Raw genomic sequence first — 25365 nt, 5'->3', positions numbered from 1 at the left:
CACGAGATTGCTTGCCATCGATAAATTTCAGTACCCCGAATCATCGACGCAAGCGCCCACACAAATTACTTGATCGTCAAATTTTTAAAGAGCCCGGTTAGGAACTGGCCTGAACCGTGAGGCGGGCATTTTACCTTGCCGCCGCGGGATGTCAACACTTCGTTTAGTCCCGTCCTGCTTCGCTTCTCTTCCCCCGTCTCCGGCGTTGCCCGCCGTCGTTGGGAGAGCGCGCATTCTAGGGGGGCACCCCGGGGGTGTCAAGCGGGCCTGTGAACTTTTTGTGTCACGGCAAACATCCCGCCCGCCCGGCGCCCGCCCCCGGCGTGTCGCGCCGGCGGCCCAACCCCCTGTTCCGCCGGGAAAGTCACCGCTCCAGCAGCACCTCGCGCACCTCGTCGACGGCGGTGCCCGGCTCCGGCGCGGCGGCGAATGCCTCGATGGCCGCCAGCAGCGCCAGGAGCCGATCCGCCTCCGCATCGGCGGGCGCGACGGCCGTATAGTAGAGAAAGTGCCGCTCGGCCGCCGCCAGGTGGACCAGGGCCAGGTTGTAGTGGGCGCCCGCGTGCCGCGGCGCACGGCGCAGGACCTCCTCGAATTGCGCCATCGCCAGCTGCGGACGCTGCCGGCGCAGGGCGAGCGTACCCAGTCGGAATCGGGCCTGCACGTTGTCCGGCTCCTGCGCCAACACCGCCTCATAGCCGCGCTGCGCCTCCTCCAGCCGACCGGAGGCATAGGCCTGCTCCGCGGCCTGGTAATTGGCGGGAACGGCGGCGGACCCGCCACCCCGGGTCGCACACCCGGCGAGTCCGGTCAGCACCAGGACCGCCGCCAGGGCCCGCAGCCGTTGTTGCGCCATCACTCCACGCCCTCCCTGTCCGCATACCAGCGCAACCTGGCCGTGGCCCTGGTGTGATACTCCGTGCCCGGAGGAACCAGCTTCTGCACCGAGCGCCAGCGGGCAACCGCCTGTCTCAGGTCGACCGTCTCGAGACGGTAACCCTCCCGGAACAGCGCCCGCGCCCGCTCCTCAAGATCGGCCAGGGCGGCCGCCGATGCGCCCTGCGGTTCCAGCTCCGCGGCCCGACGCCAGAGCCGGTAGGCCCGCTGGCTGTCACCCGCCGCCAGCGCCGCGTTGCCGCGCTCACCATAGTAGGCCGCGGTCCGCGCCCGTATCGTCTCCGACTGCGCGCTGGGAGCCGGCAGGTCGAGCGTCGCCTCCAGGCGCAGGAACCGCGCCCAGGCGGCGAATCCCGCCTCGCTGCGCCCGGTGTCCAGCAAAGCCCGCCCTTCCCCGTAGGTGGATGCCAGTGTTGCGATGATCTGCCCAACACGGCGCGCCCCCTGGCGAACCTGATCCGGTCTGTCCGTATCGGCGGCAAGCAGCTGGAGTTGCCTGAGCGCATCCTCCATGGCCCCGGCCCCATAGGCGGCAACGGCATCGTCACAGGCCGAGCCGCATCCGGGTGGAAGTGGTGCGTCAGCCACGGAACTCACGGCGTGCTTTGGCTCAGGGACGGTCACGGCAACCGGCGCCGGTTCCTCCGGCCGGACCGGTTGCCGTACCGGACCCGGGGCCGCGGGTGGGCGGTGTTCACCAAGGGCCGGCCTGCGCTGGGCCGACGGTGGGCGCTCCGCGGCCTGGGCGGGGCCGACCGTTGCGGAAGCGGGGTGCGCACGCGGGCCCGCTTCTGTGTCCATGGACCGGAGCCGGTAGCTCCCGTAGCCCATTGTGAGCAACAGGGCGAGGACCACGCTCAGCCACGCCCGCCAGGGCTGTCCCCGCCCGCGCCGCTGCCGTGGGGAAATCGCTGCCGGCAGGGCGGTGCGGCTGCCGGCGAAAATCACCTCGATCCCGGCCAGGTGCAGGCGATCGCCCTCCGCGAGCGCAACCTGGCGTACGGGCTGACCGTTTACCCGCAACCCGGCACGGCTGCACAGGTCCTTGACCCGATAGCAGCCTGCGCCCGCCTCGAACACCGCGTGGCGGCGTGACAGGCCGGCCCCGGCAATCCGCAGATCACAACCCCCGGCACTGCCCACCACGAAAGGCAGCGGCGCCAGTTCCAGCCAGCGACCGGTGGCGGGCAGGAACAGCCAGGGCGCACGGTCCGGGCCACCCTCCCGGATTACCCCCCGGTCATCAGTATCCGCGAGCGGCGTCGGTTGCGGAGCGCCCATGGCCGGAAGCAGGGGGGTCGTCGACCATCCATCCCGGTCGCACGCCATGGACAGGGTCATGGGCGGCGCCCCCCGCGCTTCGCCACCAGGCGATCACCCAGCCGGATGTCGGTCGCCCGGATGGTGCCCGGCGGCAGTTCCAGGACGGAACGGGCCGCACGCAGTTGCATGCGGATCCGGTTCGGCGGAAGCCTGCGCTCGATACCCACGACGCGCTGGCTGGCATCCAGGAACACCACATCGATGGCGCAGCGCATGCCGAGGGTGTGAATCCCGCGGCAGGGCTTCAGCCACAGCCCCTGACCTGCCTGCAGCCGGCCCCTGCCGAGCAGGCCGATCAAGCGCTTCCTGAAGGAGCGCGCCTGGCCGATGTTGCGCCCGACCAGGGTGTTGTTGCGTTGGTTGTAAACGAATTCCACTGCCCTGCCCTCCATGGCACCGGCTGCCGGCATCAGAAGAAGAACGCGAGCGTCCCGCTGTCACGCGCCTTGATGAATAGGGGAAAGACGATAATGAGGAAGGTGACGGGAAAGAGCAGCCCGATGAGGGGCAGGAGCAGTTTCATCGGCGCCTGGTTGGCGAGTTTCTCCGCCCGCAGAAAACGCTCCCTGCGCAGCTGCCGGGCCTGTGAAAGCAGGATGCCGGCCAGCTCGCCCCCCGTCTCCTCGGCATGATTGATGGCGCCCACCACGTTGCGCACCGCGCTGACACCGGTACGCCGGGCGAGGCGGCCCAGCGCCTCGCGGCGCGTCACGCCGGTGCGGGTCTCCCGCAGCACCCGCCGCATCTCCTCCCGGACCGGACCCGCGGGCAGGCGCTCGACCGCATGGCCCAGCGCCGCGGCGAAACTGAGACCCGCCTGCATGGTCAGCACGATCAGATCGAGCAGGAACGGAAACTGTTTCTGGATGAGGGCCTGGCGCCGCTTGATGGCATCACGGAGCCAGAGATCCGGGTACAGCAGCCCCAGGGGGATGAACAGCAGCGCGGCGGCAATCAGTGCCAGGCGCCAGCCCGAAGCCGCTTCGCCGGCCAGGGGCATGAGCATAAGGCAGAGGATGACGCCGGTGACGAGCCCCATGCGCCGGGTGACCACGAACTCCTCCGGGCGCATGACATAGCCGACCCCGCCGCGCTGGAGGCGCTCGGTGAGCAGGTCCCGGTAACCGGGATTCATGCGCTCCGCCACATGATGGGCGAACAGCCCCACGACGGGACGCACCAGCCTGAACAGCAACGGCAGCCGGTCGCGCCATGAGTCGTCCTCCCCGTGCGGCCGCTGCCGGTGCAGACTGGCCAGTGACAGCAGTGCCAGCACGATGGCGAGCACCACGAACATGAGCGAGAGCGCGTACATGTCAGACGTCGATATTCACTATCTTGCGGATCATCGCCACGGCCAGCGCCATCATCAGCGTTACCATCCCGAGCAGCCCCCAGCCCAGGGGTTCGGTGATGAGCGGGCGCATCGACAGCGGGTCGTGCAGGAAGAGCCAGGCGCAGACCAGCAGCGGGAGTATCCCGACGACCCAGCCCTGCATCCGGCCCATGGCGGTCAGGCTGCGGATCTTGCCTTCCATGTTCAGCTTCTCCTCGATGCTGTCCGCCAGCGAATCGAGCGTATCCGCCAGGTTCCCCCCGACGCCGCTCGCCACCACCAGCGCCGAGCTGAGCAGCGCGATCTCCGGTCGATCGAGCCGGGCCTGCAGCCCCCCCAGGGACCCCTCCAGGGAACGGCCCATGCGGTACTCGGACAGGACGACCGCGAGTTCCTGGGTGATGGGCGGCGCCTGTTGCCGGACCGTCTGCTCCAGCGCCCGCCCGAGACTCGTGCCGGCTCGCAGCGCCGATGCGATGGAGCGCAGGGCGTCGGGCAGCTGCTGGATGCAGCGTTTGACCCGGCGCCGGTGCAGGATCGAGATGACGGGATAGGGCGCCGCTGCAACGGCGGCGACCGCCAGGGGCACGAGCAGCGGCCCGGCCCACAGGTACACGGCGCCCCCCGCCAGAGCCGCCGCGGCCGTGTTGAGCAGGAAGAGATAACGGGGATCGAGCCTGATGAAAGAGTGGCGCAGCCCGGTCCCGACCTGTTCCATGAAGCGCCGGCGGTAGAACTGCACGCCGCCGCCGATGTAGCGCCGCAGGAGCATGAACAGCGCCAGGCCGGTAACGGCGCCGAGCAGGACGGACGCATGGGCCTCAGCCATGGCCGCCGAACCCGTCCGGTTCGAGGTCATCGTCCAGCTCTCCGAACAATCCCCGCCGCGGCGTCTCGCCGGCCTGCTCCAGTTCGGTGTAGAACGCGGGCGCCTGGCCGCAGCCCCTGAACCGGCCGGCGATACCACCGTCGGCCCGACGGCCGGTCTGCTGAAAGCGGAACAGCTCCTGCAGGAGGATGACATCGCCCTCCATGCCGTCCACCTCGACGATGGCGGTGATTCTCCGCCTTCCGTCGCTGAAGCGGGACTGGTGGATGATGATGTCGACGGCCGAGGCAATCTGCTCCCTGATGGCGCGGATCGGCAGCTCGATGCCCGACATGAGCACCATCACCTCCAGGCGGGAGAGAAAGTCCCGCGGCGCGTTGGCGTGGCCGGTGGTCAGCGAACCGTCGTGCCCGGTGTTCATGGCCTGGAGCATGTCCAGCGCCTCCCCTCCACGGCACTCGCCGACCACGATCCGGTCCGGGCGCATCCGCAGGGCATTCCGGACCAGATCCCTGATGCTCACCGCGCCGCGCCCCTCCACATTGGGCGGCCGGCTCTCCAGGGAAACCACGTGTGCCTGGTGCAGCCGCAGTTCCGCCGCGTCCTCGATGGTGACGATGCGTTCGTTTTCGGGCACGAAGTTGGAAAGCACATTCAGGGTCGTGGTCTTGCCCGAGCCCGTCCCTCCGGACACCACGATGTTGCGTCGGTGGCGGACACAGAGCTCCAGGAACTCGGCCATCGGTGGACTCAAGGTGCCGTTGCTGACGAGGTCGGCGACGCCCAGCCGCCGGCTGGAAAACTTCCTGATGGTCAACGCCGGCCCGACCAGGGACAGCGGCGGGATGACGGCATTCACCCGCGAACCGTCCGGCAGGCGGGCATCGACCATCGGGGAGCCCTCGTCGATCCGGCGGCCGAGGGGCGTGACGATCCGTTCGATGATATTCAACAGCGACGCGGTGCCGGTGAAGCGCATGCCCGTGGGCTCGATGACTCCGCGCCGCTCCACGTAGACCTGGTCCGGTCCGTTGACCATGATTTCGCTGATCTCCTCGTCCTCCAGGAAACCCTCGATGACACCGAGGCCAACGGCCTCCGCCACCACCTCCCGCTCGAGCCGGTCCCTCGACACCGCGCCCGGAATCTCGATCCTGCCGCTGTCGATCACCGCACGCACGGCCTCCAGGGCCTCGCCGCGCAGCTCCTCCTGGTTCAGCGCATGCATCTGGGCGCGCCGGTGGAGGTCCAGGTATTCCAGCACCTGGCTGTGCACTTCACGCTTGAGTTCACGGAACAGCGGGGTCTCCGGAGTCATCCCAATGGCCTCCCCGTGAATTGATCTTGATGCAACCGGTACCGGCAGCAGCTGCTCCCTGGCTTCGGTGGCGAGTTCCAGTGCCGTCGTCCCGAGGGACACGATGGTTCCCGGTGTGAAGTCGTGCCAGCCGGTGATGGCTTCGCGCCCCATCCGGGTGCCATTGGTGCTGCCCAGGTCGCGCAGGCTGACCTGCCCGCCGGCCACCCTCAGCTCGGCGTGCCGGCGGGAGACGTAGGGGTCGTCGATGCGAATCTCACAAGCCTCGTCCGACCCGGCGCAGTAGAGGCCCGGAGACAGCTTGATGGTGCTGGCTCCGCCGGCCGTTGTCCGGATGCGGAGAGTGAACACCATCAGTCCATCCACCGGAACCGCGGACCCTCCGCGGCGGACTGCTGCAGCTCCCGGGCGTGCTCGATCAGCTCCCGACTGCGCCGATGCCCCGGATCCACTAGATAGGGCGTGACCAGCACCACCAGGTCGGTTTCGCTGTTCTTGAATTTCCGCGACTTGAACAGCTCGCCGATGATCGGGAGATGACCCAGCCCGGGCACCTTGTCCACGTCCTTGCTGCGCTCGTTGCTGAACAGACCCGACAGCACCATCGTCTCCCCTTCCCTGACGTTCATGTCGGTTTCCGTGAGCCGGGTGAGGAAGCCGGGAATGCCCTGTACGCTCACCGACGGATCGATGGTGCTGACCTCCACCTTGAGGTGGGTCGAGACGTAGCCATCGGGATCCGACACCGGCTGCATGTGGAGGATGATGCCGTACTTCTTGAAGCTGACATCCATCGCGCCGTCCCGATCGGTTATCGGGATGGGCACCTCGCCCCCGGCCAGGAACTGGGCCTCGCCACCGCTCCGGCAGGTGAGCTTCGGTTCCGCCAGCAGGCGTGCGTCGCCATTGCTCACCAACAGGTTGATGGCGGAGGTGATGCGCGTCGCCAGGCCGAAGAAGACGTTCCCCTGGCCGACATCGAGGGGCAGGGCCGGTGCGGTCACACCCGGCCCCACCGGCGCCTGGGTGCCGCGGAAGACGCCGTTGGCGCGGTAGTCGCCCAGGTAGGCGAAGGTGGGGCCGTCGATCACGTCCACCCAGTCGACCCCCAGCTGGGTCAGCTCACTCTTCTTCACCTCCACGACCTTCACGTCCAGCAGGATCATCCCCTGCAGGGTGATGCCGCCATCGGTGACGTAGTTGACCACCCCGGGGAACTGCCGTGCGATCTCGGCCGCGCGCTCGAAGTCGGCCCGGCGCACACTCCGCCCTTCGAGCACGATCCGTTCGCCCGCAACCCGGGCCCGCACGCCCTCCACCCCCTCGAGATGCAGGCTGACCTGCTCGAGCACGGCGCCGAGGGGCCGGGTCGTGACCCGCAGGCCATAGAGGCGGGATTTTCCGTCGCGGGTCCAGATCCGCAGGTCGGTGTATCCCGCTTCCTTGGCGATCACCAGCACCTGGGAGTCGTTCTCCACCACTTTCACGTCCGCGATCCCGCCACTGCCGATGGAGACCCGGGTCACGCCGCCGAGTTTCAGCAGCTCGGTCTGCCCGACATGAAGATCGATTGTCCGTTCACCGGCGTACAGCTTCACCGCCATGACACACTGGACCATCAGCAGCAGCACCAGGATCCTTCCTGACGCGACCGCCGCCCCCCGATACGGAAAGCTCAATTCACACCCCCCCTGATGATCTCCACCCGGGATGCGCGCCCGCCGCCCCGCCCACCGCCCAGCAGGTCATCGAACGAGGGAGACCCGGCGTAGGCCAGGTGGTTGTCTTCCGCGCCGCGGAGCACGACGGTGACCGTACCGATCTCCCGCGCCTGGGTGATCCGGGATGCCGACCCGGGGTCCACCAGCAGGGTGATGGTCTGGTAGCGCTCGCGCCGCTCCGGTTCGCCCAGGTCATCGACGCTCTGCCCGGTGGCGAGGACGGTGACATTCTCCAGCAGCGGCACGGTATGGCTCCCGCCATCGATCCGGACCGTCGCCAGCAGGTCCACCCGGTCGCCGGGCCGCAACAGCCCCGCCATCGAGGAGACCTGGTCCACAGGAAATGTGAGTGCCCGCTTGCCCGCGGATACCAGGGTCGAGAAACCCGCCCCGCGGGCTTCGGCCACGTGGCCGTAGAGGACAGGCGTGCCCTTGGCGATCGGACGCACCAGGCGATGGCCGACAATGCTGTCCACCGCCTCCGGGTAGACGGCATCCTGGTGCAGGAACCCGCGCGGCACCGGGCGGACCGCCAGGTTCTCGTAGAGCAGCACTTCACCGGCGCGCAGATCACGCTTCGGCACCACGACGCGCTCGGGTTTGTATTCGCGCTCCAGGCGCTCCTGCGCGGAAGTCAGCTCATCACTGATGTAGGAATCCGTGAAATAGGCCCCCGCTCCGGCGCTCAGCAGCGTCCCCGCCAGCAACATCCATGTTCCCTTCGCTACCGCCAATCCGATTCCTCCCTTTTGCGCCGCGAGCGGGTCACGTGCCCTCAGGGCAGCGCCATGCTCCACGTGTACTCGGCATGATGTTCACGCATCAACGCCAGGACCCCGTCCATCCCGGCCCACAGCGTGAGCGCCAGCAGCAGGACGACGACGATGTACTCGACGGTCGAGAATCCGGCGCAGCCTCCCTGCCTCCGGACCATGGCTCACTCCTCAACCCGGTTGTAGAGCAGCGTGGTCCGGCCCTGCCGGACGGCTCCCTCGCGCAGCAGCCGCACCTCGCACCACTCCCGGTCGCGCCGGAACAGCAACACCCGCGCGCCCGGCTCCTCAACCTGGCGGTCCTCCACCAGGACCCAACCCGCCACCGTGAACTGCCCGTCCAGCCAGCGGGCATTCACACCCAGCGGGCTCGCATTGACCGCAAAGAGGCTCTCGGCCCGCCGGTCCCCGTCTTCGGAGGCGATCGTGGAGAGGATTTCCGTACCCGGCATCAGCGGCAGTTCCGTCGCACGCGACGGATTCATGGCGTCACCCGCGGCGGAGACGGTAAGCACTCCCTCCGAGCCCTGCGGCTGGTCCCATACCTGCAGGGACCGGTAGCGGCCCGAATGTTCACCGCCCAGCACATGCAACTGCCCGACCTTCTTCTCCACGATTTGACGCTCCTCCGCTCCACCCCACTGCCGGCGATAGAAGGCGAGCACCTCTTCGGCGGACAGCGGGGCCGTGAAACCGCTGATATGCATGGGAACGCCGTTGAAGGAGATCCGCTCCGCCACCTGGTAGACCGCCATGCCCGGCATCACCAGCGGCGGTCCCGGCTCGGGGATATCCGCGGCGCCCGCCGGCGCACCGGCCCCGACCATCCACAGCAGCAGGATCCGGCGGCCGGTCGCCACTGCGCCACCCATTACCTGATGTACTCCTCGATCAGTCCGGTCGAGTCCACGGCCGCCTCCACCGGATGGCTGTTCTGCCCCTCGCCGAAGAGGAACCGGTTGCGCCCCAGGGCGATATTCCCGAAGGTGTAGCGGCCGGGTGCCGTCACGCACCCCACCAGCTCATCGGTCACCAGGCGGTCGACCCGGTGCTGGAAACCCCGCTCATTCCGCGGCGCCGACCAGCCATTGGTCAGCAGCGCTCCTCCCGCCGCGAACTCCAGGCGCCCCGCCACCACCACCGGCGCGACCGCGGGCGTCACCACCGTCGCACGGGCGAAGCCCTGCCGGCCCAGGTTCAGCCCCCGCGCCACATCCACTCCCGCGCCGCACTCGGGCACCAGGCCGCCGAGGCCGTTCAGCGCCCTGGCCGCCCCGCCGGTCAACTGGCCGAGCACCGGAACACCGCCCAGTCCCGCATGGGCGAACTCATCCATCCCGAGGGTGCGCACGGGCGTGCCCTGCTCCACGAGGCTGAGCCTCGCACCGGCCCCGCCGGCAGTGGCGATCAGGGCCTGCCCGGCGTGGTCATGCCAGAGGGGGTTGTCCGTTTTTTCCGCCTGCACGCCACTGGCCGGGTGACCGAAGAATCGCGCCTCGAGCTCTGCGCCGAGCCGGTGGTCCGACTTGCTGTTCTCCTCGTCGTTCCAGCCTGCCCCCGGATCCGACCACACGGTCCGCTCCCACAGGGCATAACGGTTCGCACTCACCGTCTGGTGCTTGATGTCGAGCAGTTTTCCGAGGACGGGAACGGCCAGGAACAACGGCACCATCACCGTCAGCACTACGGTGAACTCGGCCAGGGCGGTCCCGGAGCAGCGCCCACGGGCTGACGGAATGAGGGTCAGGCGACTACTCATGCCGGTCCGACTCCTGGTCACGGCGGAGTTCCACCGGCAGGGTGAACAGGGCATCCGCCGCACAGGCATCCTCATTCACCCGCAGCGCCGTTTCCACATAGTCGCCGGCGGCGCGCTCCAGCCGTATCTCGAGCGGCACCTCGTGGCCGCCGATATCGGCGATGCAGGTGGTCATCCGCTCACCGTTCCTCTCACCGGTGGCCAGCCTGCGGCAGCGATAGCCCGCCACCCGCCCCTCCCCCAGCGGCACCAGCGCCAGCTGTTCCGCAACCAGGCCTGCCGCCCGCTGCGCCAGTGCCGGGATCCCTGTCCACGCGGAGGGCCCCGCAGTCGACTCCCGCGAGCCCGGGAGAAGCCGGCCCCGGCCCTTGCCCGGTTCATACTCCAGGCTGAATCCGGGCGTGTCGATGCGGATGGTCTCCCGTTCCTCGATCCGGTGCGGCAGCTCCGGCGCGGGTGACCCGTTGCGGCCCAGATGCACCGGCGATTCGGCCAGTCCGCGCAGCACCAGCGCCGCGCTCTCCCGCTTCAGCCGCCGGGTGTCCAGGATCCAGTACCGGCCCGCCAGGTGCTCCCAGCGCTGGGCTCCACGCAGAATCAGCACCCGGCGCTCGGGTCCGCGAACCTCCGCCGGGGCGCCCGATCTGCGATAGCCCTCCGCCAGTGCCGCGTCATGCACCCGGTACTCGATGCGCAGCGCGCGTTCGGCCCTGCCGCACCCGGGCGCAGCGCCCGCCAGCGCCAGTGACGAAGCCAGGATGCAGCACATCAACGCCATGGCACCGCCTCCATGCGCACGGTCCAGAAGGGGTTGTAGAGGTTTGCGTACTCCCCCCGCCCCAACGGCGCGAAATCCGGCGCCGCGGGTCGGCGGTGATAGATTCTCGCCCGGGCCACCGCCGCCAGCCGGCGGGTTCCCGGCGCAAGCCCGAACTGCGACTGGGTGTCAATGTTGTCCACCGGCAGGGTGGCATAGGCGGTCAGGCTCAGGCTGGGATCCCGCCCCTCCCGGCCATCGGTCAGGCCGGCATAGGTGTCGATCCCCGCGTAGGTATCGTCGAACTCCCGCGCGCTCGCCCGGCCCTTGCCGATGGAGCCCTTCCGCTTCCATTCCATCTTCGACCAGGACCAGCGCCAGTGCAGCAGCTCGTCGCTGGCGTTCCAGTCGGACAGGCCGTCACCGAGCCGCTGGCGGGTGCTGCCCTGCTTGCGGACGCGGATCAGGAACGGCACGCTCAGATCCCGCGGCCGCCATTCACGGCTCCGGATCCAGCGCTCCGAATGGCCCAGGTTGAGGTCCGTCATGCGCTCCATCCGGCCGCCGTCATCCCCGGCCCGGTAGAAGCGCATGAAACGGCTGAGAGCGGCGTTTTCCAAGGCAATCTCCCCCGCGTAGCGCGCCGACCCGGCATCCTCCATCGTCTCTGGGACATTGATGCGGATGGCGGGGTGATGGGCCCGCGCCGCCGCCTCCATCAGGCCGTGAATGCCCGCCAGTGCCTGCCCGCCATCCAGTGACGTGCCCAGGCTTGCGCGCGAGGTCATCTGCACCGCCGAGATGATGCGGTTGAGCGAGTCGGCCAGTGGCACGTAGACCTCCCCGAACAGCTCCGTCCCCCGCGTGGTCACCTCCGCCCAGCGGTCCAGCACCTGGCCGGCATAGGCAAGCACCGGACCCACGCCCGGGATCGCCGCCGCCAGCAGGCTCAGCTGGGACAGGCGGCGGCTGGTGCTCTGCACGTAGCGCATCCAGGACATGTAACTGACGAAGTGACCGACCGCCACGTGGTTCGCGATCAATGCCCGGTTGGTATAGGCCATGAAGTTGAGGTTGCGCGCCACGTAGAGTGCGCCGCTGTAGGCGGCGGCGTCGGCGGCGTTGACCAGGCGGCTCTTCTCCACGGTGACCTGGCTGGTGTTGTACATGACCAGCAGCGTCACCACGCCAATGACCAGGAACGTCAGCGCCGACACCAGCGCCTGGCCCCGTTGATGAGCCATGAGGAGACCTCTCCGCAACCGATACCGTCCGGAAATCGCCGCCACCCCCGCAGCCGGCGTCAACCGGTACGGGGCAGACGCGCCCCGCGCCGGCTTGCGCCGGGCGGCGGTCAGTTGGCGCTCGCGTAGTTGTCCAGGGTCTTGGCGGTGGCGGCGTTGGCCTGGGCCGAGGCGGCCTGGGCCGTGGCCGTCTGCTGGGCGGTGTCACCACCCTGGCCGGCCATTTCCATGGCCATGCCCGCCATCTGGTTGCTGAGGGTGTCGCCGAAGAAACCCACGACGCCGATGGCGGCGACCGCGATGAGAGCGACGATGATGATGTATTCGGACAGGCCCTGACCACGCTGGTGCAGCGCGTTGCGGACCCGGGGGGATTGGATAGCAGCCATCCTGGCCATGAGTGTCTCCTCCTTGAAACACGATGTGGTGCGCCCTTCCGTGGACGGTTGATGTTTACCAGAGGATGACAAGGCAGGTCAAATCCGGGGCATTGATCCAGATCAGTCCCGCATGCCGGGCGCCGCGTCCGCTCACTGAGACTTTGCCCGGTTTGGGTTAGTATCCCCAGGCATTCACCAACCAGACTCCCCGGCGCAACGGATGTGCGCGCGGGAATGACAGGAAGTCGCCATGTGGGGTCTCTGCAGCGCCCTTCTTGCCGCAATCGCCTTGCCGCCCGTCGGCCTCCCCGTCGCCGGGGCCGTCAGCCTCGTACCACTGCTGCTGCACGCGCAGCGGCACGGGGCGCGTGGTGCCGCGCTGCAGGGCACGGTGTTCGGTACGGTCCTGGGCTGCCACGTCTACCTCGGCGCACTGGGCTACGAGCTGCGCACCTTCATCGCCGCCGTGGCGCTCACCACGCTGCTGTGCGCGGCCGCCGCGGGGATCACCGCACGGCTCTCCACCCGGCCGCTCCCGCTGCTCCTGGTCCCGCCCGCCTGGGTCCTGGTGGAACTCGCCGCCGAACAGGCGGGACTGCCCTTCAGCTTCGCCCTGCTGCTGTCCGGCAAACCGGCCTGGCTCGCACCGGCGGCGCTGGGAGGACACCACCTGGTCACGTTGCTGCTGGTAGCGTTCCAGATCCTGCTGGCCCGCAGCCTGGGACAGGCCGGATCCAGTGCCTGCCGCTGGAGCGCGGCTCTCCTGGCCGCTGTCATTTCCATGGCGTCGACGGACACGCCGCCGATGGCCCACGGCGCTCCCCGGCCGCAAATCTCCGTGGCGGTGATGCAGACCGACATCCCGCCCCGGGAGACGGCGGCCCCCGCCGCACGCAACGCCCTGGAACAGCTGGCGGCCAGGCGCACGGCAATGGCCCGGCGGGCCGCCGGGAACGGTTCCCGCCCCGACTTGCTGATCTGGCCCGAGATCCCCTTCGGCCAGTACGAGTTCCGGCTGCAGGACGGCAGTCCCGCCGCCGCCCTGGCCCGGCAGCTGGAGACGGCGATGCTGGTGGCCGCACCGGATCTCGCCCCGGACGGTGCGCTTCTCAACGCCGTCTTTTCCATCGCCGCCTCGGGCCGCGTCCTGCACCGCCACGTCAAGCAGCGGAACATCCCCTTCCTGGAGAACGCCTATGGGACCCGGCCCGACCTGCGGCCCCACCGCGGACTTCCGGGCCTGCCGGGCAGCCTGGTCTGCTTCGAGGCGGCCTTCGACGCGGTCCCCGGCCGCCTCGCGGATGCCGGGGCCGGCTTCCTGGTGGTCGCCGGCAACGACGCCTACGCCGGCCCCTCCTTTCTCTCCCTGCTTCACCGCGAAATGGTCCGGCTGCGGGCCGTGGAGACCGGGCGCACCACCGTTCTCGCCGCCAATGGCGGCCCCTCCGCCATCATCGGACCCGACGGCACGACCCGCGCCGGTCTGGAACGGTTCCATTCCGGCCACATCATCGCGGCGGTGGAACCCCGGACAGAGCCCACCCTGTTCACCCGGCACCGGCTGCCGTGGCACGCCCTCTTCTGGCTCGCCGGCATGGCCTCGATCCTCACCGCGCTGGTCCGCGCGCAGCGCCGGAAAGGCGGCCGGCGCGTCAGTGCCGCCCGTGCCGCCGGCACCCTCCTCCTGGCCCTGGCGTCCCTGCCCCTGTGCCTCGCCCAGTCGGCCTGGAGCCGCCAGGAGTACCTGGCCCGGCACCTCGCTCCGGGTGATCGCCAACTTGCCGACTTCGTTCCCGAGCTCGCCCCGGAGCAGAACGACTACAGCCATCTGCGGGCCGGGGATCCCGACGCGGCATTCGCCGGCGCCCTGGCCTACCTGCTGCGCAGTCACGGGCTCCCGGAGACCCGGGACAGCGTCACCCGACGCATACGGTTGCTGTCGCGGACCGGCACCGTCGATCCGGATATTGAAACCCTCAACGCCAGCTACGGCTTCGGAACGATGATCGTGGATCGGGAGGCGCTGCCCCGGGCGACGCCGGCGCGACCGGCCCTCGCCGAGCTGCATTCCGGGGAGACGGTGGCGGTGCGCGCCTACGATGCCGAACGGGTCCTGCTCTTCTCGCCGTTGCGGGGACGCGAACTGGCCATCCGGACCCCGGCGTTCCTGGACGCCTGGCGCGGGAAGCTGCTGTTTCTCGTCACCCCCGCCCGCCCCTGGGACGGGGCGCCGGGATGAGACGGATCCAGGTGGAATACCTGGGTCGCGGGGGACACGCGGAGATCCTGCGCGCCATTCCGCCCGCTCCTGCCGGCGGGGCCATCACCCTCAAGGTGCTGCGCGGGGACCTGGCGGACAGCCACGCGGCCCGGACCCGGCTGGAGCGGGACGGCGAGGTGCTGGCCCGCCTGCGGGGGCGGCCCGGTTTTCCGCAGCTCATCCGTGCGGGACGGCTCTTCGGACGCCCCTGCCTAGCCTATGGATACATCCCCGGGCTGCCGCTGGACCGCCTGTGGTCCACGGCGACCGGCCGCACGCCCGCACCCCTGGACCCGGCGCCGGCCCGGCGGATCGGCACCGGGCTGCTGCGGCGGCTGCAGATCCTGCACGAACTGGACCCGCCCGTGCTCCACGGTGATGTCAGCCCGGAGAACATCCTGGTGGACGCCCGGCGCACCGTGCACCTCATCGATTTCGGGTGCGCCTGCACGCTCCACCCCGGCCGGGTCCGGGGCGCGGGCCCGGTGGGCAAGCCCCGCTATCTCTCGCCCGAGCAGGCCCGGGGCGAGCCCTGGGACCAACGCAGCGATCTCTACCAGGCCGGGATTGTCCTCTACGAGCTGCTGACCGCCCGCCACTGGAATCCCGGCCGCAGCGCCGGCGAGGCGCGGGTGCTGGCGGCGGAACCGCCGCGCCTGGACCCGGCTGCTGTCCAGCGGGAATTCGCCGGGGTGCTGGCCAGGCTGCTCGCGCCCGCTTCTGATGCCCGCTACCGGAGCGCCCGCGCCGCCCTGGCGGAACTGGCCGGGGCGCAGGCGCCGGGTTGAGCTCAGGCTCCCGCCTCCCGCTCCAGCGCATCGGCCAGCCGCATCACCCAGGCGGTGGCGGCCATGGTGAGGAGCACGGCGGCGGCGAAGAGGTAGAGGCCGTAGTGGACCTGAACATTGGCCACGGCGCCGAGCTTGACCGTGGCCACCAGCACCGCCACCACGAACACGTCGAGCATGGACCAGCGCCCGTAGCGGTGCATCCAGCCCACGTAGCGGTGCAGGCGGGTCCGGTCGGCCCAGTGCCGGCCCACGAACAGGAACAGCACCACCAGCTTGGCCAGGGGCAGCAGCACGCTGAAGCCGCCCACCAGCAGGAAAACCAGCACCTGCCCCTCCCCCAGCAACTGCACCAGCCCCGAGGCGAGCGAGAAGGTGTTGTGCACGAACAGCAGCTTCTCCAGCGTGATGATGGGCGCGAACAGTCCGGCCAGCAGCAACACCAGGGTGCCGAGCAGCAGCAGCCGCAGGGCGAGGGCGCGGCGCGGGAAGCGATCGGCGATGGACTGGAGCGCGGGGTCGGTCATGGTCGGGAAGGCGTTGATGGCCGGTGGCTCCCGGCGAGGGCACTACGATAGCAGGATTGTTTCAGGCCGGCGCGATGGTCCCCGATCGTATGCGAATGGCCGGGATCGGCCCATATCGGCCTCCCACTCCGTGCTTTGCCGGCACTAAATGCCCATCTGCCTGGCAAGACGCTCGAGTGTGGCGGGTGCATGCTCCAGGAGGTCGGCATTGCCCCAGAGCTCATTGCAGACATCGCACTGGCCGCAGTATTGCGTCCGGCTCGAAAGGCCCGGGTTGTCCTTCAGGATCTCGCGCAGGAATCCTGCCGGACCCACCAGGTACAGGAGCAGGAAGAGCAGATCGTGCTTCATGGCCTCGTAGACCTCGACCATCCCGTCAACACCAAGACCATTGAAGTTGCCGAGTTTCAGCGGGGACTCCTCGAGGCTCTCATGGAAATCATAGTTGGAGAAGCCGCAACAGCAGAAGAAGTCACCGTTCCAGTCCATCACCGGTGACTGGATGGCGAAGTCGCAGCGATCCATTTCCGTGTAGTGACGACGGGGGTCGAGAACCACATCCCCGTGCTGCTTTCCCCGTCCCACCTCGCAGTAGTGGTTCTCCCGTACGCGCAGAATGCTGGGGCTCCGTTCATAAGCCGCCGCCTGCTCCGGGGAGACGCCCAGATACTCCCAGAAATTCTCGACCGTGATGGTCGATCCCCGGTACTGGAGCACGTTGATCGTGAGCTTCATGTCCAGGTGGATGACGGCATCGATGATGTTGCGGATGGCCTCCGCCGCCACGTACGGGGCGTGCATGTCGTCCCATGACAACCCCACATGGTGGAGCCCGCAATCCTTGAGCTCCTCGAGGTAGGTGAAGCAGCGCCTCCGGCCGCGGCCCCAGAAGCCGCTGGTGGCGCCCTCCGAGCGCAGCCCCATGCGGGTGGCATGCCGGATCAGGTGTTTGAACAGCTCCGGCTGGACATAGGGATCGCCCCCGGAGAAGGCAATCGAGGGGAGCTTGCCCTTTTCGCGAAAGGCCCGCGAACCGTGCCCGATGCGCGCTGCCGCCTCGATGTAGTTCTCGGCCGTCACCACGTCGACGGTCTCCAGCGTCTTCGGCGTGGAGTGCATGACGCAGTGATCGCACTGGGCCGGGCACTGCCGGGTCATGAGCAGGCCGAAGGAGTGTGGGCTGATATCTCCGACCGGGACGTCCAGGCTCAAAGTGGTGCTCCTTATCCTTCGAAACGCTCAATCGAACAGCCGCTTTCCGGAGATGGCCCGCCGGACCAGTTCGGGATGGCGCTCGATGAAGTGGCCTAACTCGGCCGGTGTCACCTCGCAGGACGCCGCATGCAGGTCATTTTCGCGGCGCAGCGAGTCCGCGGCGCAGCCTCCACCGCAGACGGTGGCCGTGGGACAGGCGCCACAGCTCCGCGCCGCCTCGTGGAGAATGGTGCGCGACTGCCACCGGGCGTACTTTTCCCGGTCCAGCGCCAGCTTCGGGTAGTACGAGCCCACCGCATACTGGGGAAAGCCGGCCAGCTCGTAGCAGGGGTAGATCATGCCGCTGACATCGAAGCAGAGCAGGTTCTCCATGGCGGGACAGCGCACGAACCGGGGCACTGGCACATCCCGGTTTCCCCCCATCGCCTTGAAGTAGTCCAGCACCTTCCAGCCGATGAAGTCCACCGCCTGCATGGATGAATTCATCTGCCGCAGGTCAAGCAGCCGTCCGAGCACGCGCATCGCCCCCTGATCGTAACCCGCCTCCCCGAAGTTCTTGTTCAGCACCGGCGTGAAATAGGCGCGAACGTTCTTCGAAGAAAACAAGCCCGACTGCACGAAGCGGCGGCAGACATTGGGCATCAGATCCACATCCGCCGCGGAGACATTGATGCGTATGGTCACGCGCACCCCCTCGGCGGCCGCGGCCCTGATGCCCGCGAGCCACTTGCGGAAGAGGGGAGATTCACGAAAGTCCCCCGCCCTGTCGCAGAAGTCGTGGAAGGTGACCTGGAAGTCCGGGCGGTAGGCCCGGACCAGGTCCGTGCTGCCCACCAGATCGATGCCGTTGGTGTAGATACGGAGATCCCAGCCCCGCTCGCGGGTCTTGCGGCAGATGCGCTCGTTGGCCGCCCTGAGGCGCGGTGAGTTGATGAGCGGTTCGCCACCGAAAAGGGTAATCACACGTTGCCCGGCGCCCGGGAACGCGTCGACGGCATCGAATGCCGCGTCGATCATCGGCCCGGACATGACATCGCTCGAGGCGAGGGTATTGACCGGCACCCGGGCCTCGCCGTCGTGCCGGCCCGCATGCTGGAAGCAGTAGGCGCAGGTCAGATTGCAGGAGAAGGTGGGGACGATCACGATCTCCTGGCGCAACTGGGCGGAAAGGACCGGACGGATCGCGGCCATCTGCGACCGCGCGAACACCGTCTCGTCGGTGCTGTCCGGCACCAGGAAACCCTGCTCGTAGAGCTCGTCGACCAGCGGATGATGGTCATCGTCCGGGAACGCCACCCCGGCTCTCATCCGTTGGAGGAGATCGTGATAGGGCTTTGGAACGATGCTGAGGGCCTGGGTCAGGCTGTTCAGGATCAGGAACTTCCCGTCAAAGGGGAAGATCAGGGTGTACTGGCTGACCTTCATGCTCGCTCAGCGGCCAAGGTGGAGAGGGGAGGGATCACCGCCGCCCGGCGGCAACGGAGGCGCCCGGCACGAACGCGGTGCGGCGCCCGCCGACAGGCGCCGCACCGGCGAGTCTCCCGCTTACTGCCCAGGTGGTGCCTGGTCGTGCCTAACGGCGATCGCCGCCCGGGCGGTCAGGCTGGGCATTGATCGTGCTGACGGGGGAGACCACGGCGCCATCCACGCAGCAGCTCAGATGATCGTCCCCCCACTTGATGCGGCCCTGCTCGGTCTCCGCCTCACCTTCCCCCACCGCGTCCACGGGCTCCAGCACCATTTCGACGGTCATCCCCTTGGGAATGCGCACCCGCAGCTTGTAGACCTTCGTCGCTTTTTCTTCCGGCATGACTCCCTTCTCCTTATTGATTATGAGGAATTTTGATTCTACCGAAGGATCCAAGGAACGCAACCAGCCAGGGACGGGGCAGCAGTGAGAGGTTGAAACCGACCCAGCTCAGTTTCCCGCGACCGCACGGCTGTAACACTGCACAGGCACCGAAGCCCGCAAATTGCAGCAGAACCGTGCCCACGGATGGGGTGAACACGTCGGCGTACTCAAGGTCACCTGCCTCCATCTGGACCGCAGGAAGCGTCGCCAGTGGCCCGCCCGCAACGGGCAACAGTTCCACCGGCCCGCCGGCGGTGGCGAACTCCGGCTCCGACCAGCCCAGGTCCCCCGCGCCCGCCAGCAGCGCCTGCGCCTCTGCGTTCTGTGCCGTCTCGATGGCATAGCGGATGTCCCGACCCACGAGCACCAGATGGCCACCGCCTTCGAGCAGCGCGAGGTAGGTCCGCAACTCCTCCGGGCCGAGACCGTAGTCATCGGTCAGCCGCGGCTGCGAGCGGATGACGGCGCCATCGGCGTAGGCGGCGATGATTCGCGTGCCGAGGCCATCCACGCGGGAGAGCGGAAGATAATCCACGCTCCCCCTGGCTTCCTCTCCCAGCCGGATGTCGTCGTCGGCGCACACAAGCAGGCAGTCGGCCCGGCGCTGGAACAGGCTCACGGGCACCTGCTGCACCTCGAAGGCCTGCCCGCCTTCCAGGACGCTGAAGGAGAGTGTGGCCCCGGCGATGTCCGTGGGCATGTCCCATTCGATGGCCGCCTCAGCATCCGCCGCGGCGCTGATCCGCCCCTCGCAGGACCATGCCCCCTGCTGGACACGCCAGCGGATCTCCGTCCTGCGCTGCACCCCCAGGCGCAGCCGGATCGCCCCCAGGGAGACGCCCACCTGCCGGGCGGCGGTATCGAACGAGGCGATGTCGCATCGCCCGCCGCGCAGCATCGCCGCTCCCTCGGCGGCGCAAATCTCCAGGGTCGCCCCGGAGAGGTCCACGGACACCGTCTGGGTGGGAAACTGGAACCTGTCGATGAAACCGAACCAGTGGGGATTGTTGAGCCGGTACTGGTAGGGATAGTCCATCACCCGTGCAGGATAGGGGTTGGCGGTGTCGCCGCGGAACTTCGGGAGGTAGATGGTCAGCCCTGTGAGGTGGGGCGACCCGGAGAAGTCCTTGCCGCCGTGCGCCTCGGCGCGGACCACTTCGCCGGCCAGGGCACCGACCGCCGCGCAGGCATCGGCGACCCGCTGCGGCACCCCGCCCCCCTCCATCGACCGCGCGAGGGCGAACAGGTCGACGATGTCGTCACCGGGATCCCACTCGTAAGGACTGACACCGAAGTTCGGACGCGTCCGCTCCCGCGCTGCGCTGAGTGCGACCAGGGCCTCCATGGGGTGGTCCGCAATATAGACCTTCAGCTCGTCCGCGAGCACATCGAGTGCCGCCCCGAGGGCCGGCACGCGCCTGAGGTCGATGGCGGAGATGGTGGCGCGGATCTCGTCCTTGTGCATCCGATCCCCGTAGAACGCCCGGAACGCCTCCACCAGCCCGGTGGCCAGCCGGTCCGGCGCGGGCCTGCCGTTGAGCAGCGCAGCGATACCGTTCAGGCCATAGGGCATGCCCTGATAGGGCACGATGTACTGGGAGGCAACCATGTGGTCGGCAAAGGCGGCGCACTGTCTGGCGAGTTCCAGCGTGGCCATGTAGCAGGCATCGAAGTGCACCACATCGAGTCTCTGCCCCAGGGCCGCGCGGAGGGAGGCGCTCAGTTCGCCGATCTCACGATCGGTGAGGGCGTCGCCCGTCTCCGGGTCGATGATGACGAGCTTCGCCAGAACGTCCTCGATCCGCGCGGGCTTGGCCAGGGCACCGCCCAGCTGGTAGGGGACATTGGAGAAGGCGGCGCGGGAGAGGTTGACCCGGCCGGTGTCCGCGGCCTTCTTGTCGAACACACCGAGTCCGTGACCCCAGAAGGTCAGCATGTAGTGTTCCGCAGGGTAGTTCTTCGCGCAGAAGGTGACGAAATCGAGCAGCTCCCGCGGGTCCCCCACGTTGGGCTCGGTACGCGTGTGGCCGACCTCTGGCGAGGCGAACGCGCCGCCGGTCCGGTTGCGGGTGATGTAGTGCCGCCGTGCGACCCCCGCCTCTCCGGCCAGATCGAACTGGGCGATGATGTTGACGCTGTCCGTGGAGCCCACCGTCTCGAGCTCCTGCAGATCCTCGAGCACAAAGGGGTCGAGGTCGTTGAACCCCCCCATGTAGATCATCAGCGTCCAGCTCTTCCTCTTCCGTACCGTCTCCGGCATTTGACGGACTCTCCCTGTCGAGCATCCATTTTTCCAGCCCAAGGCCGGCCCGGAGCATCACCGGCTCTGCGGCAGCTCGTCTACACGCAGCCTGCGTGCGTGCAGCTGCCCATTAGCTTACCGACCTGACAGTGGGGCATCCAGACCAAGCGGGACACCCTGCCCCGGGATCGCGAGATTCCCGGCGGCTTCGGGCACGTCGCTGCGGCCGTTGCCGGCGGGCACCTGGGAGCGGTGGGGGCATCGGTTGCGTTCATGGGACTCCCGTCGATTCTCGCAGCTGGCGGCTGACCCGCCCGAAGGTACGTTGCATGGCCGGCGCCGCCCGGTCCTCAGGAACAGCATGGTGCCTGGATCCCGATCCTTCCCCCGGCGCCGCGCCCGCCGGCCGCCGCCGAATCAGCCCCGCAGCGCGACGTAGACCGCCATGGCGGCGACGGTCACGGCGATCATGCGCACGCTGTAGAAGAGGTTCCAGCGCAGGAAGTCCAGCGCGGGCACGCCGTAGCGCCCCTGCAGGGCCAGGTTCATGCCCGAGAAGGGGCTGCTGGAGACCCCCAGCGACCAAGCGGCGAGGAAGGTCATGGCGAGCAGGTTGGGATCGGGGTGCAGCGGCGCGAGCAGGGTGCCGAAGGCCGCCACGCCGATGACCGGGTGCACGCCCACCAGGGCGATGGCCACCATCACCGCCAGGGTGATGCCCGCCTCCATCACGCCGTAGCCGGTGAAGGGCACCCAGCCGCCCAGCGCCGCGAAGACGCTGCCGAGCCCCGCCGCCATCACCCCCGCGGCCAGGAACAGGGCCAGCTCGTTGCCCATGCGCGGCAGGTTGCCGCCCACGTGGCGGGCCAGCAGCACCCGCCCCTCGCGCCCGCGCAGCAGCATCACCCCCAGCGCCAGCGCCGGCGCGAACAGGGTGATGATGCCGAGCACCGGCAGCGCCGGGGCGAAGGCATGGGCCGCCAGCACCGCCGCGGCCAGCAGCCCCGGCAGCCACAGCCCGCGCAGGTTCATGGGGTAGCCGGTGAAGGGCTCGCCGCCCACCCGGCGGGCGTCGTAGAGGGTCATGAGCAGGGCCACCGCCGCCAGCGGCACGCCCACCGCCATCAGCGGCTGCAGCTGCGCCCCCGGGGCGAAGGTGAGGGCCGCGGCCATGGCGGCGAAGAAGGGCGACCAGTGGGCGGCGGCGGCGAACCCCCGCACCAGCACCATCACCGCGCGCCGCTCCAGCCCCCGGGACCGCTCCAGGCGGTCGCCCATGATGAACACGGTGGAGAGGTTGATGACCGCGCCGAACAGGTGCACCCCGAGCAGGGTGGAGCCGAGCGCCCGCGGGCCGGTGGGCAGGGTCCGGGCGCCCTCCCCGCCGGGATCGCTCACCAGGCGCAGGAAGCTCACCGCGGCCAGCATGGCGATGAGCGCGGCGTTGGCGGAGAGGGCCCAGGCCAGGTCCGGCGCCACGCCCCGGCTCCAGCCCCAGGCCAGCCCCGCCACCCCCACCGCCAGCAGCGCCAGCACCTGGCGCCGGGTGCGCACGGGCAGGCCCGGCCACAGCAGCAGGCCGGCGCCCCAGCCGGCCAGGCCCGAAACCAGCCGCGGGAAGGCCGGCCAGAAGGCGTGCAGCACCGCCGCCGCCACGGCGAGCGAGAGCAGCACCCCGGCCAGCAGGGGGCGGGTGGGACGGCCGGGCGGCGAGGTGGAATCCGGGGGCATGGGGGGGTCGTCTGACAGTGGAGGTCGGGATTTTACCCCACCGCCCCGGGAGCGTCGCCGGGATCGGGCCGCCGGCCCCTCAGCGCGGATAGGGCATGGGACGCAGGGGCCGGTCGAGGGGCTCGGGCTGCAGGGTGGTGTGGGTGATGCCGAACTCCTCCTCCAGCCGCACCCGCAGGCCCGTGAGCACCGCCGGCCAGGCGCCGAGATCCTCCACCACCACGTGGGCGGAGAGGGCCACGTGCCCCGAGGAGAGGGTCCACACGTGCAGGTCGTGGACCTCGCGCACGCCGTCGCCCGCCGCCATCCGCCGTCCCACCTCCTCCAGGGTGATGTGGGCCGGCACCCCCTCCATCAGGATGTGCAGCGCCTCGCGCAGCAGGCGCAGGCTGGAGAACAGGATGATGGCGCAGATGAGCAGCGACAGCAGGGGATCGATGGGCATCCAGCCGGTGTAGAGGATCACCGCGCCGGAGAGCAGCGCCGCCACCGAGCCCAGCAGGTCGCCGAGCACGTGCAGCAGGGCCGCGCGGACATTGAGGCCGCCGCCGCCGCGGCTGAGCAGCAGCGCCACGACCACGTTCACCCCCAGCCCCAGGGCCGCCACGCCGAGCACCGCCGCGCCGCGCACCGGCACCGGGCTCTGCAGCCGCTCCACGGCGTGCACCACGATGCCGGTCACCACCGCCAGCATCAGCAGGGCGTTGACCAGCGCCGCCACCACCTCGGCCCGCCCGAGGCCGTAGGAGTGGCGCGTGGAGGGCGGCCGCCGCGCCACCCAGGCGGCCAGCGCCGCCAGCCCCAGCGCGGTGCTGTCGCTGAACATGTGGCCGGCGTCGCCGAGCAGGGCCAGCGACCCCGACCACCAGCCCGCCACCGCCTCCACCACCGCGAAGCCGAGGGTCGCCGCCAGGGCGATCCAGAGCACCCGCCCCGTGGCCCCGTGGTGGTGGTCGTGGTGATCGTGGCTGTGGTTGTGGTGGTGCGAGTGATCGTGCATGGCGCGGCTCCCTGTGCCGCGATGATAGCCGCTGCCGGGGCGCGGGCGCCATGGGCCCGGGCAGCGCCGTCACCCCCGGATTTTCACCCGCCCCGCGGCCGCCAGCCGGGCAATCCGCGCTAAGCTGAAAGGAGAGATCCCCGACCAGGATACCCATGTCCGAGTCATCCACCCGCGCGGCCCGCGACCCCGCCCGCCCCCCGGCCCTGCACTTGACCCGCAAATCGGCCCTCAGCGAGCCGCTGGGCGGTCAGACGCAAGGCGCATCCTCGCCGGGGCAGTTGCTCTGCCTCAAGAGGGTGCAACGCCGCGGATGGCCGCCCAGCGGCGCGCCCGAAGGGAGCCCCCCGGAAGCGCCGGTCCTGCTTTGCGGCGCTTCGAAAGGGAACCACCCTTCCCTGCGCGCCGCGCCTTGTCCTGACGCTTCCGGGGGGCTCTGATGACCGATTTGCGGGTCAAGGGCAGGGCAACCTTTCTCGGCCGGGTGCTGGCCGGGTTCCGGGCCAACCAGGGGCTCCTGCTCTCCGGGGCGGTGGCCTACTACACCCTGCTCTCGGTGGTGCCCATGGCGGCGCTGCTGCTGGTGGGCCTGTCCCAGGTGGTGGACCGGGAGCCGTTGCTGGAGATCACCCGCGCCTACCTGGAGCTGCTGGCGCCGGTGCGGGCCGAGGCGCTGATGGCGCAGGTGGCGCTGTTCCTGGACAACTGGAAGGTGGTGGGGACGGTGGGCCTGGCGGTGCTGCTGTTCTTCAGCTCGCTGGCCTTCACGGTGCTGGAGAACGCCATGTCGGTGATCTTCTTCCACCGGGTGGCCATCCGCCGCCGCCACTTCCTGGTCTCGGCCATCATCCCCTACTGCTACATCCTGCTGCTGGCCGCGGGGTTGCTGCTGGTGAGCCTGGTCACCGGCGCCCTGCACAGCATGGAGGCCGACGGGCTCACCCTGCTGGGCCGCACCTTCACCGTGGGGCCGCTGCCGGGCTGGCTGGTCTACGGCCTCGGCGTGGCCGGCGAGGCGCTGCTGCTCGCCTCCCTCTACCTGGTGATGCCGGTGGGCCGGCTGGCACTCTCCCACGCCCTCATCGGCGGGGCGACCGCGGCGCTGCTGTGGGAGATCACCCGCCACCTGCTGACGTGGTACTTCTCCACCCTCTCCTTCGTGAACGTCATCTACGGCTCCCTGGCCAGCGCGGTGATCGTGCTGCTGAGCCTGGAGGCGGCGGCGATCATCCTCCTGCTGGGGGCCCAGGTGATCGCCGAGTACGAGCGCAGCGGAGACGGGGACGGGCCGGACGAGGGATTGCGTACGGAGTAGTTGGTGTTCCGTGTTCCGTGTTCCGTGTTCCGTGTTCCGTGTTCCGTGTTCCGTGTTCCGTGTTCCGTGTTCCGTGTTCCGTGTTCCGTGTTCCGTGT

24 protein-coding genes and 1 pseudogene are annotated in these 25365 nt (G+C 69.3%); 3 read left to right on the top strand and 22 right to left on the bottom strand.

All coding sequences use genetic code 11. From position 1 onward, the window contains the following. Nucleotides 1-364: 364 nt before the first annotated feature. The 15 genes and pseudogenes from DFQ59_RS19345 to DFQ59_RS19285 form a co-directional block, all read right to left on the bottom strand. A complete protein-coding gene (locus tag DFQ59_RS19345) occupies nt 365-856 on the bottom strand; it encodes a tetratricopeptide repeat protein (RefSeq protein WP_114281387.1) in 492 nt (163 codons plus the stop codon). Beyond that, nucleotides 856-1278, bottom strand: coding sequence for a hypothetical protein (locus DFQ59_RS20415; RefSeq protein WP_245937338.1), 423 nt, complete (start codon nt 1276-1278; stop codon nt 856-858). The genes DFQ59_RS19345 and DFQ59_RS20415 overlap by 1 nt, the downstream gene beginning before the upstream one ends. A 591-nt stretch (nt 1279-1869) precedes the next feature. Further along, nucleotides 1870-2178: pseudogene (locus DFQ59_RS20665) on the bottom strand (FHA domain-containing protein); the annotation flags it as partial. Nucleotides 2179-2234: 56 nt separating this feature from the next. Then, complete coding sequence (locus DFQ59_RS19335) at nt 2235-2597, bottom strand: DUF192 domain-containing protein (RefSeq protein ID WP_211315012.1); 363 nt, start codon at nt 2595-2597, stop codon at nt 2235-2237. 32 nt (nt 2598-2629) lie between these two features. Next, nucleotides 2630-3535 carry a type II secretion system F family protein gene (locus DFQ59_RS19330; protein WP_114281385.1) on the bottom strand — a complete coding sequence of 302 codons (906 nt, stop codon included), beginning with the start codon at nt 3533-3535 and terminating at the stop codon, nt 2630-2632. Between the two features lies 1 nt (nt 3536). Continuing rightward, on the bottom strand, nt 3537-4385 hold the full coding sequence (locus DFQ59_RS19325; protein WP_170142232.1) for a type II secretion system F family protein: 849 nt from the start codon (nt 4383-4385) through the stop codon (nt 3537-3539). After that, the gene (locus DFQ59_RS19320; RefSeq protein WP_114281383.1) at nt 4378-6057 is read right to left on the bottom strand and encodes a TadA family conjugal transfer-associated ATPase; all 1680 of its coding nucleotides are present in this window, start codon (nt 6055-6057) and stop codon (nt 4378-4380) included. Before DFQ59_RS19320 ends, DFQ59_RS19325 begins: the two co-directional genes overlap by 8 nt. Beyond that, nucleotides 6057-7334 carry a type II and III secretion system protein family protein gene (locus DFQ59_RS19315; RefSeq protein ID WP_114281382.1) on the bottom strand — a complete coding sequence of 426 codons (1278 nt, stop codon included), beginning with the start codon at nt 7332-7334 and terminating at the stop codon, nt 6057-6059. The genes DFQ59_RS19320 and DFQ59_RS19315 overlap by 1 nt, the downstream gene beginning before the upstream one ends. Nucleotides 7335-7378: 44 nt before the next feature. Continuing rightward, nucleotides 7379-8158 carry a Flp pilus assembly protein CpaB gene (gene cpaB / locus DFQ59_RS19310; RefSeq protein WP_147275297.1) on the bottom strand — a complete coding sequence of 260 codons (780 nt, stop codon included), beginning with the start codon at nt 8156-8158 and terminating at the stop codon, nt 7379-7381. Between the two features lie 41 nt (nt 8159-8199). Further along, nucleotides 8200-8358 carry a hypothetical protein gene (locus tag DFQ59_RS19990; protein WP_170142231.1) on the bottom strand — a complete coding sequence of 53 codons (159 nt, stop codon included), beginning with the start codon at nt 8356-8358 and terminating at the stop codon, nt 8200-8202. A gap of 3 nt (nt 8359-8361) precedes the next feature. Continuing rightward, on the bottom strand, nt 8362-9069 hold the full coding sequence (locus tag DFQ59_RS19305; RefSeq protein WP_114281380.1) for a hypothetical protein: 708 nt from the start codon (nt 9067-9069) through the stop codon (nt 8362-8364). After that, the gene (locus DFQ59_RS19300) at nt 9069-9956 is read right to left on the bottom strand and encodes a hypothetical protein (RefSeq protein ID WP_114281379.1); all 888 of its coding nucleotides are present in this window, start codon (nt 9954-9956) and stop codon (nt 9069-9071) included. The genes DFQ59_RS19305 and DFQ59_RS19300 overlap by 1 nt, the downstream gene beginning before the upstream one ends. Continuing rightward, nucleotides 9949-10734 (bottom strand): hypothetical protein, encoded by a 786-nt coding sequence (locus tag DFQ59_RS19985; protein ID WP_170142230.1) that lies wholly within the window; start codon nt 10732-10734, stop codon nt 9949-9951. The genes DFQ59_RS19300 and DFQ59_RS19985 overlap by 8 nt, the downstream gene beginning before the upstream one ends. Continuing rightward, entirely contained in the window at nt 10725-11957 is a 1233-nt protein-coding gene (locus tag DFQ59_RS20135; RefSeq protein ID WP_211315011.1) for a pilus assembly protein TadG-related protein, read from the bottom strand. Before DFQ59_RS20135 ends, DFQ59_RS19985 begins: the two co-directional genes overlap by 10 nt. Nucleotides 11958-12067: 110 nt before the next feature. Further along, a complete protein-coding gene (locus DFQ59_RS19285) occupies nt 12068-12346 on the bottom strand; it encodes a Flp family type IVb pilin (protein WP_114281388.1) in 279 nt (92 codons plus the stop codon). 241 nt (nt 12347-12587) lie between these two features. On the opposite strand from DFQ59_RS19285, the gene DFQ59_RS19280 reads away from it, so the two are divergent. Then, nucleotides 12588-14576 (top strand): nitrilase-related carbon-nitrogen hydrolase, encoded by a 1989-nt coding sequence (locus tag DFQ59_RS19280; RefSeq protein WP_114281377.1) that lies wholly within the window; start codon nt 12588-12590, stop codon nt 14574-14576. Then, a complete protein-coding gene (locus DFQ59_RS19275) occupies nt 14573-15385 on the top strand; it encodes a serine/threonine-protein kinase (protein ID WP_114281376.1) in 813 nt (270 codons plus the stop codon). The genes DFQ59_RS19280 and DFQ59_RS19275 overlap by 4 nt, the downstream gene beginning before the upstream one ends. Before the next feature lie 2 nt (nt 15386-15387). On the opposite strand, the gene DFQ59_RS19270 is transcribed toward DFQ59_RS19275, so the two are convergent. The 7 genes from DFQ59_RS19270 to DFQ59_RS19240 all read right to left on the bottom strand — a co-directional run bounded on the left by DFQ59_RS19270 (nt 15388) and on the right by DFQ59_RS19240 (nt 23952). Continuing rightward, a complete protein-coding gene (locus tag DFQ59_RS19270; RefSeq protein WP_114281375.1) occupies nt 15388-15912 on the bottom strand; it encodes a paraquat-inducible protein A in 525 nt (174 codons plus the stop codon). A 144-nt stretch (nt 15913-16056) separates the two neighbouring features. Further along, on the bottom strand, nt 16057-17124 hold the full coding sequence (locus DFQ59_RS19265) for a radical SAM protein (RefSeq protein ID WP_114281374.1): 1068 nt from the start codon (nt 17122-17124) through the stop codon (nt 16057-16059). Nucleotides 17125-17151: 27 nt separating this feature from the next. Then, nucleotides 17152-18552, bottom strand: a complete 1401-nt coding sequence (locus tag DFQ59_RS19260) for a radical SAM/SPASM domain-containing protein (RefSeq protein WP_114281373.1) — start codon at nt 18550-18552, stop codon at nt 17152-17154. Between the two features lie 148 nt (nt 18553-18700). Next, nucleotides 18701-18937, bottom strand: a complete 237-nt coding sequence (locus DFQ59_RS19255) for a hypothetical protein (protein WP_114281372.1) — start codon at nt 18935-18937, stop codon at nt 18701-18703. A gap of 13 nt (nt 18938-18950) precedes the next feature. Continuing rightward, the gene (locus DFQ59_RS19250; RefSeq protein ID WP_114281371.1) at nt 18951-21239 is read right to left on the bottom strand and encodes a clostripain-related cysteine peptidase; all 2289 of its coding nucleotides are present in this window, start codon (nt 21237-21239) and stop codon (nt 18951-18953) included. A gap of 399 nt (nt 21240-21638) precedes the next feature. After that, nucleotides 21639-22952, bottom strand: coding sequence for a hypothetical protein (locus DFQ59_RS19245; protein ID WP_114281370.1), 1314 nt, complete (start codon nt 22950-22952; stop codon nt 21639-21641). Between the two features lie 79 nt (nt 22953-23031). After that, nucleotides 23032-23952 (bottom strand): cation diffusion facilitator family transporter, encoded by a 921-nt coding sequence (locus DFQ59_RS19240; protein ID WP_114281369.1) that lies wholly within the window; start codon nt 23950-23952, stop codon nt 23032-23034. 439 nt (nt 23953-24391) lie between these two features. Here DFQ59_RS19240 and DFQ59_RS19235 point away from each other — a divergent pair, with 439 nt between their 5' ends. After that, on the top strand, nt 24392-25267 hold the full coding sequence (locus DFQ59_RS19235) for a YihY/virulence factor BrkB family protein (protein ID WP_114281368.1): 876 nt from the start codon (nt 24392-24394) through the stop codon (nt 25265-25267). Nucleotides 25268-25365: the final 98 nt, after the last annotated feature.

The sequence above is a fragment of the Thioalbus denitrificans genome (genome assembly GCF_003337735.1).
Taxonomy (GTDB): domain Bacteria; phylum Pseudomonadota; class Gammaproteobacteria; order DSM-26407; family DSM-26407; genus Thioalbus; species Thioalbus denitrificans.
This window is presented reverse-complemented; position numbering and strand designations above follow the sequence as displayed.

Excerpts from the sequence above, each read along its gene's own strand:
- DFQ59_RS19255 (WP_114281372.1), bottom strand. The coding sequence starts at position 18,937 with ATGCCGGAAGAAAAAGCGACGAAGGTCTACAAGCTGCGGGTGCGCATT.
- DFQ59_RS19245 (WP_114281370.1), bottom strand. The coding sequence starts at position 22,952 with ATGCCCCCGGATTCCACCTCGCCGCCCGGCCGTCCCACCCGCCCCCTG.
- DFQ59_RS19990 (WP_170142231.1), bottom strand. The coding sequence starts at position 8,358 with ATGGTCCGGAGGCAGGGAGGCTGCGCCGGATTCTCGACCGTCGAGTAC.
- DFQ59_RS19270 (WP_114281375.1), bottom strand. The coding sequence starts at position 15,912 with ATGACCGACCCCGCGCTCCAGTCCATCGCCGATCGCTTCCCGCGCCGC.
- DFQ59_RS19985 (WP_170142230.1), bottom strand. The coding sequence starts at position 10,734 with ATGGCGTTGATGTGCTGCATCCTGGCTTCGTCACTGGCGCTGGCGGGC.
- DFQ59_RS19320 (WP_114281383.1), bottom strand. The coding sequence starts at position 6,057 with ATGGTGTTCACTCTCCGCATCCGGACAACGGCCGGCGGAGCCAGCACC.
- DFQ59_RS19325 (WP_170142232.1), bottom strand. The coding sequence starts at position 4,385 with ATGGCTGAGGCCCATGCGTCCGTCCTGCTCGGCGCCGTTACCGGCCTG.
- DFQ59_RS19300 (WP_114281379.1), bottom strand. The coding sequence starts at position 9,956 with ATGAGTAGTCGCCTGACCCTCATTCCGTCAGCCCGTGGGCGCTGCTCC.
- DFQ59_RS19280 (WP_114281377.1), top strand. The coding sequence starts at position 12,588 with ATGTGGGGTCTCTGCAGCGCCCTTCTTGCCGCAATCGCCTTGCCGCCC.
- DFQ59_RS19285 (WP_114281388.1), bottom strand. The coding sequence starts at position 12,346 with ATGGCTGCTATCCAATCCCCCCGGGTCCGCAACGCGCTGCACCAGCGT.
- DFQ59_RS19305 (WP_114281380.1), bottom strand. The coding sequence starts at position 9,069 with ATGGGTGGCGCAGTGGCGACCGGCCGCCGGATCCTGCTGCTGTGGATG.
- DFQ59_RS19250 (WP_114281371.1), bottom strand. The coding sequence starts at position 21,239 with ATGCCGGAGACGGTACGGAAGAGGAAGAGCTGGACGCTGATGATCTAC.
- DFQ59_RS19235 (WP_114281368.1), top strand. The coding sequence starts at position 24,392 with ATGACCGATTTGCGGGTCAAGGGCAGGGCAACCTTTCTCGGCCGGGTG.
- DFQ59_RS19275 (WP_114281376.1), top strand. The coding sequence starts at position 14,573 with ATGAGACGGATCCAGGTGGAATACCTGGGTCGCGGGGGACACGCGGAG.
- DFQ59_RS20135 (WP_211315011.1), bottom strand. The coding sequence starts at position 11,957 with ATGGCTCATCAACGGGGCCAGGCGCTGGTGTCGGCGCTGACGTTCCTG.
- DFQ59_RS19345 (WP_114281387.1), bottom strand. The coding sequence starts at position 856 with ATGGCGCAACAACGGCTGCGGGCCCTGGCGGCGGTCCTGGTGCTGACC.
- DFQ59_RS19240 (WP_114281369.1), bottom strand. The coding sequence starts at position 23,952 with ATGCACGATCACTCGCACCACCACAACCACAGCCACGATCACCACGAC.
- DFQ59_RS19260 (WP_114281373.1), bottom strand. The coding sequence starts at position 18,552 with ATGAAGGTCAGCCAGTACACCCTGATCTTCCCCTTTGACGGGAAGTTC.
- DFQ59_RS19330 (WP_114281385.1), bottom strand. The coding sequence starts at position 3,535 with ATGTACGCGCTCTCGCTCATGTTCGTGGTGCTCGCCATCGTGCTGGCA.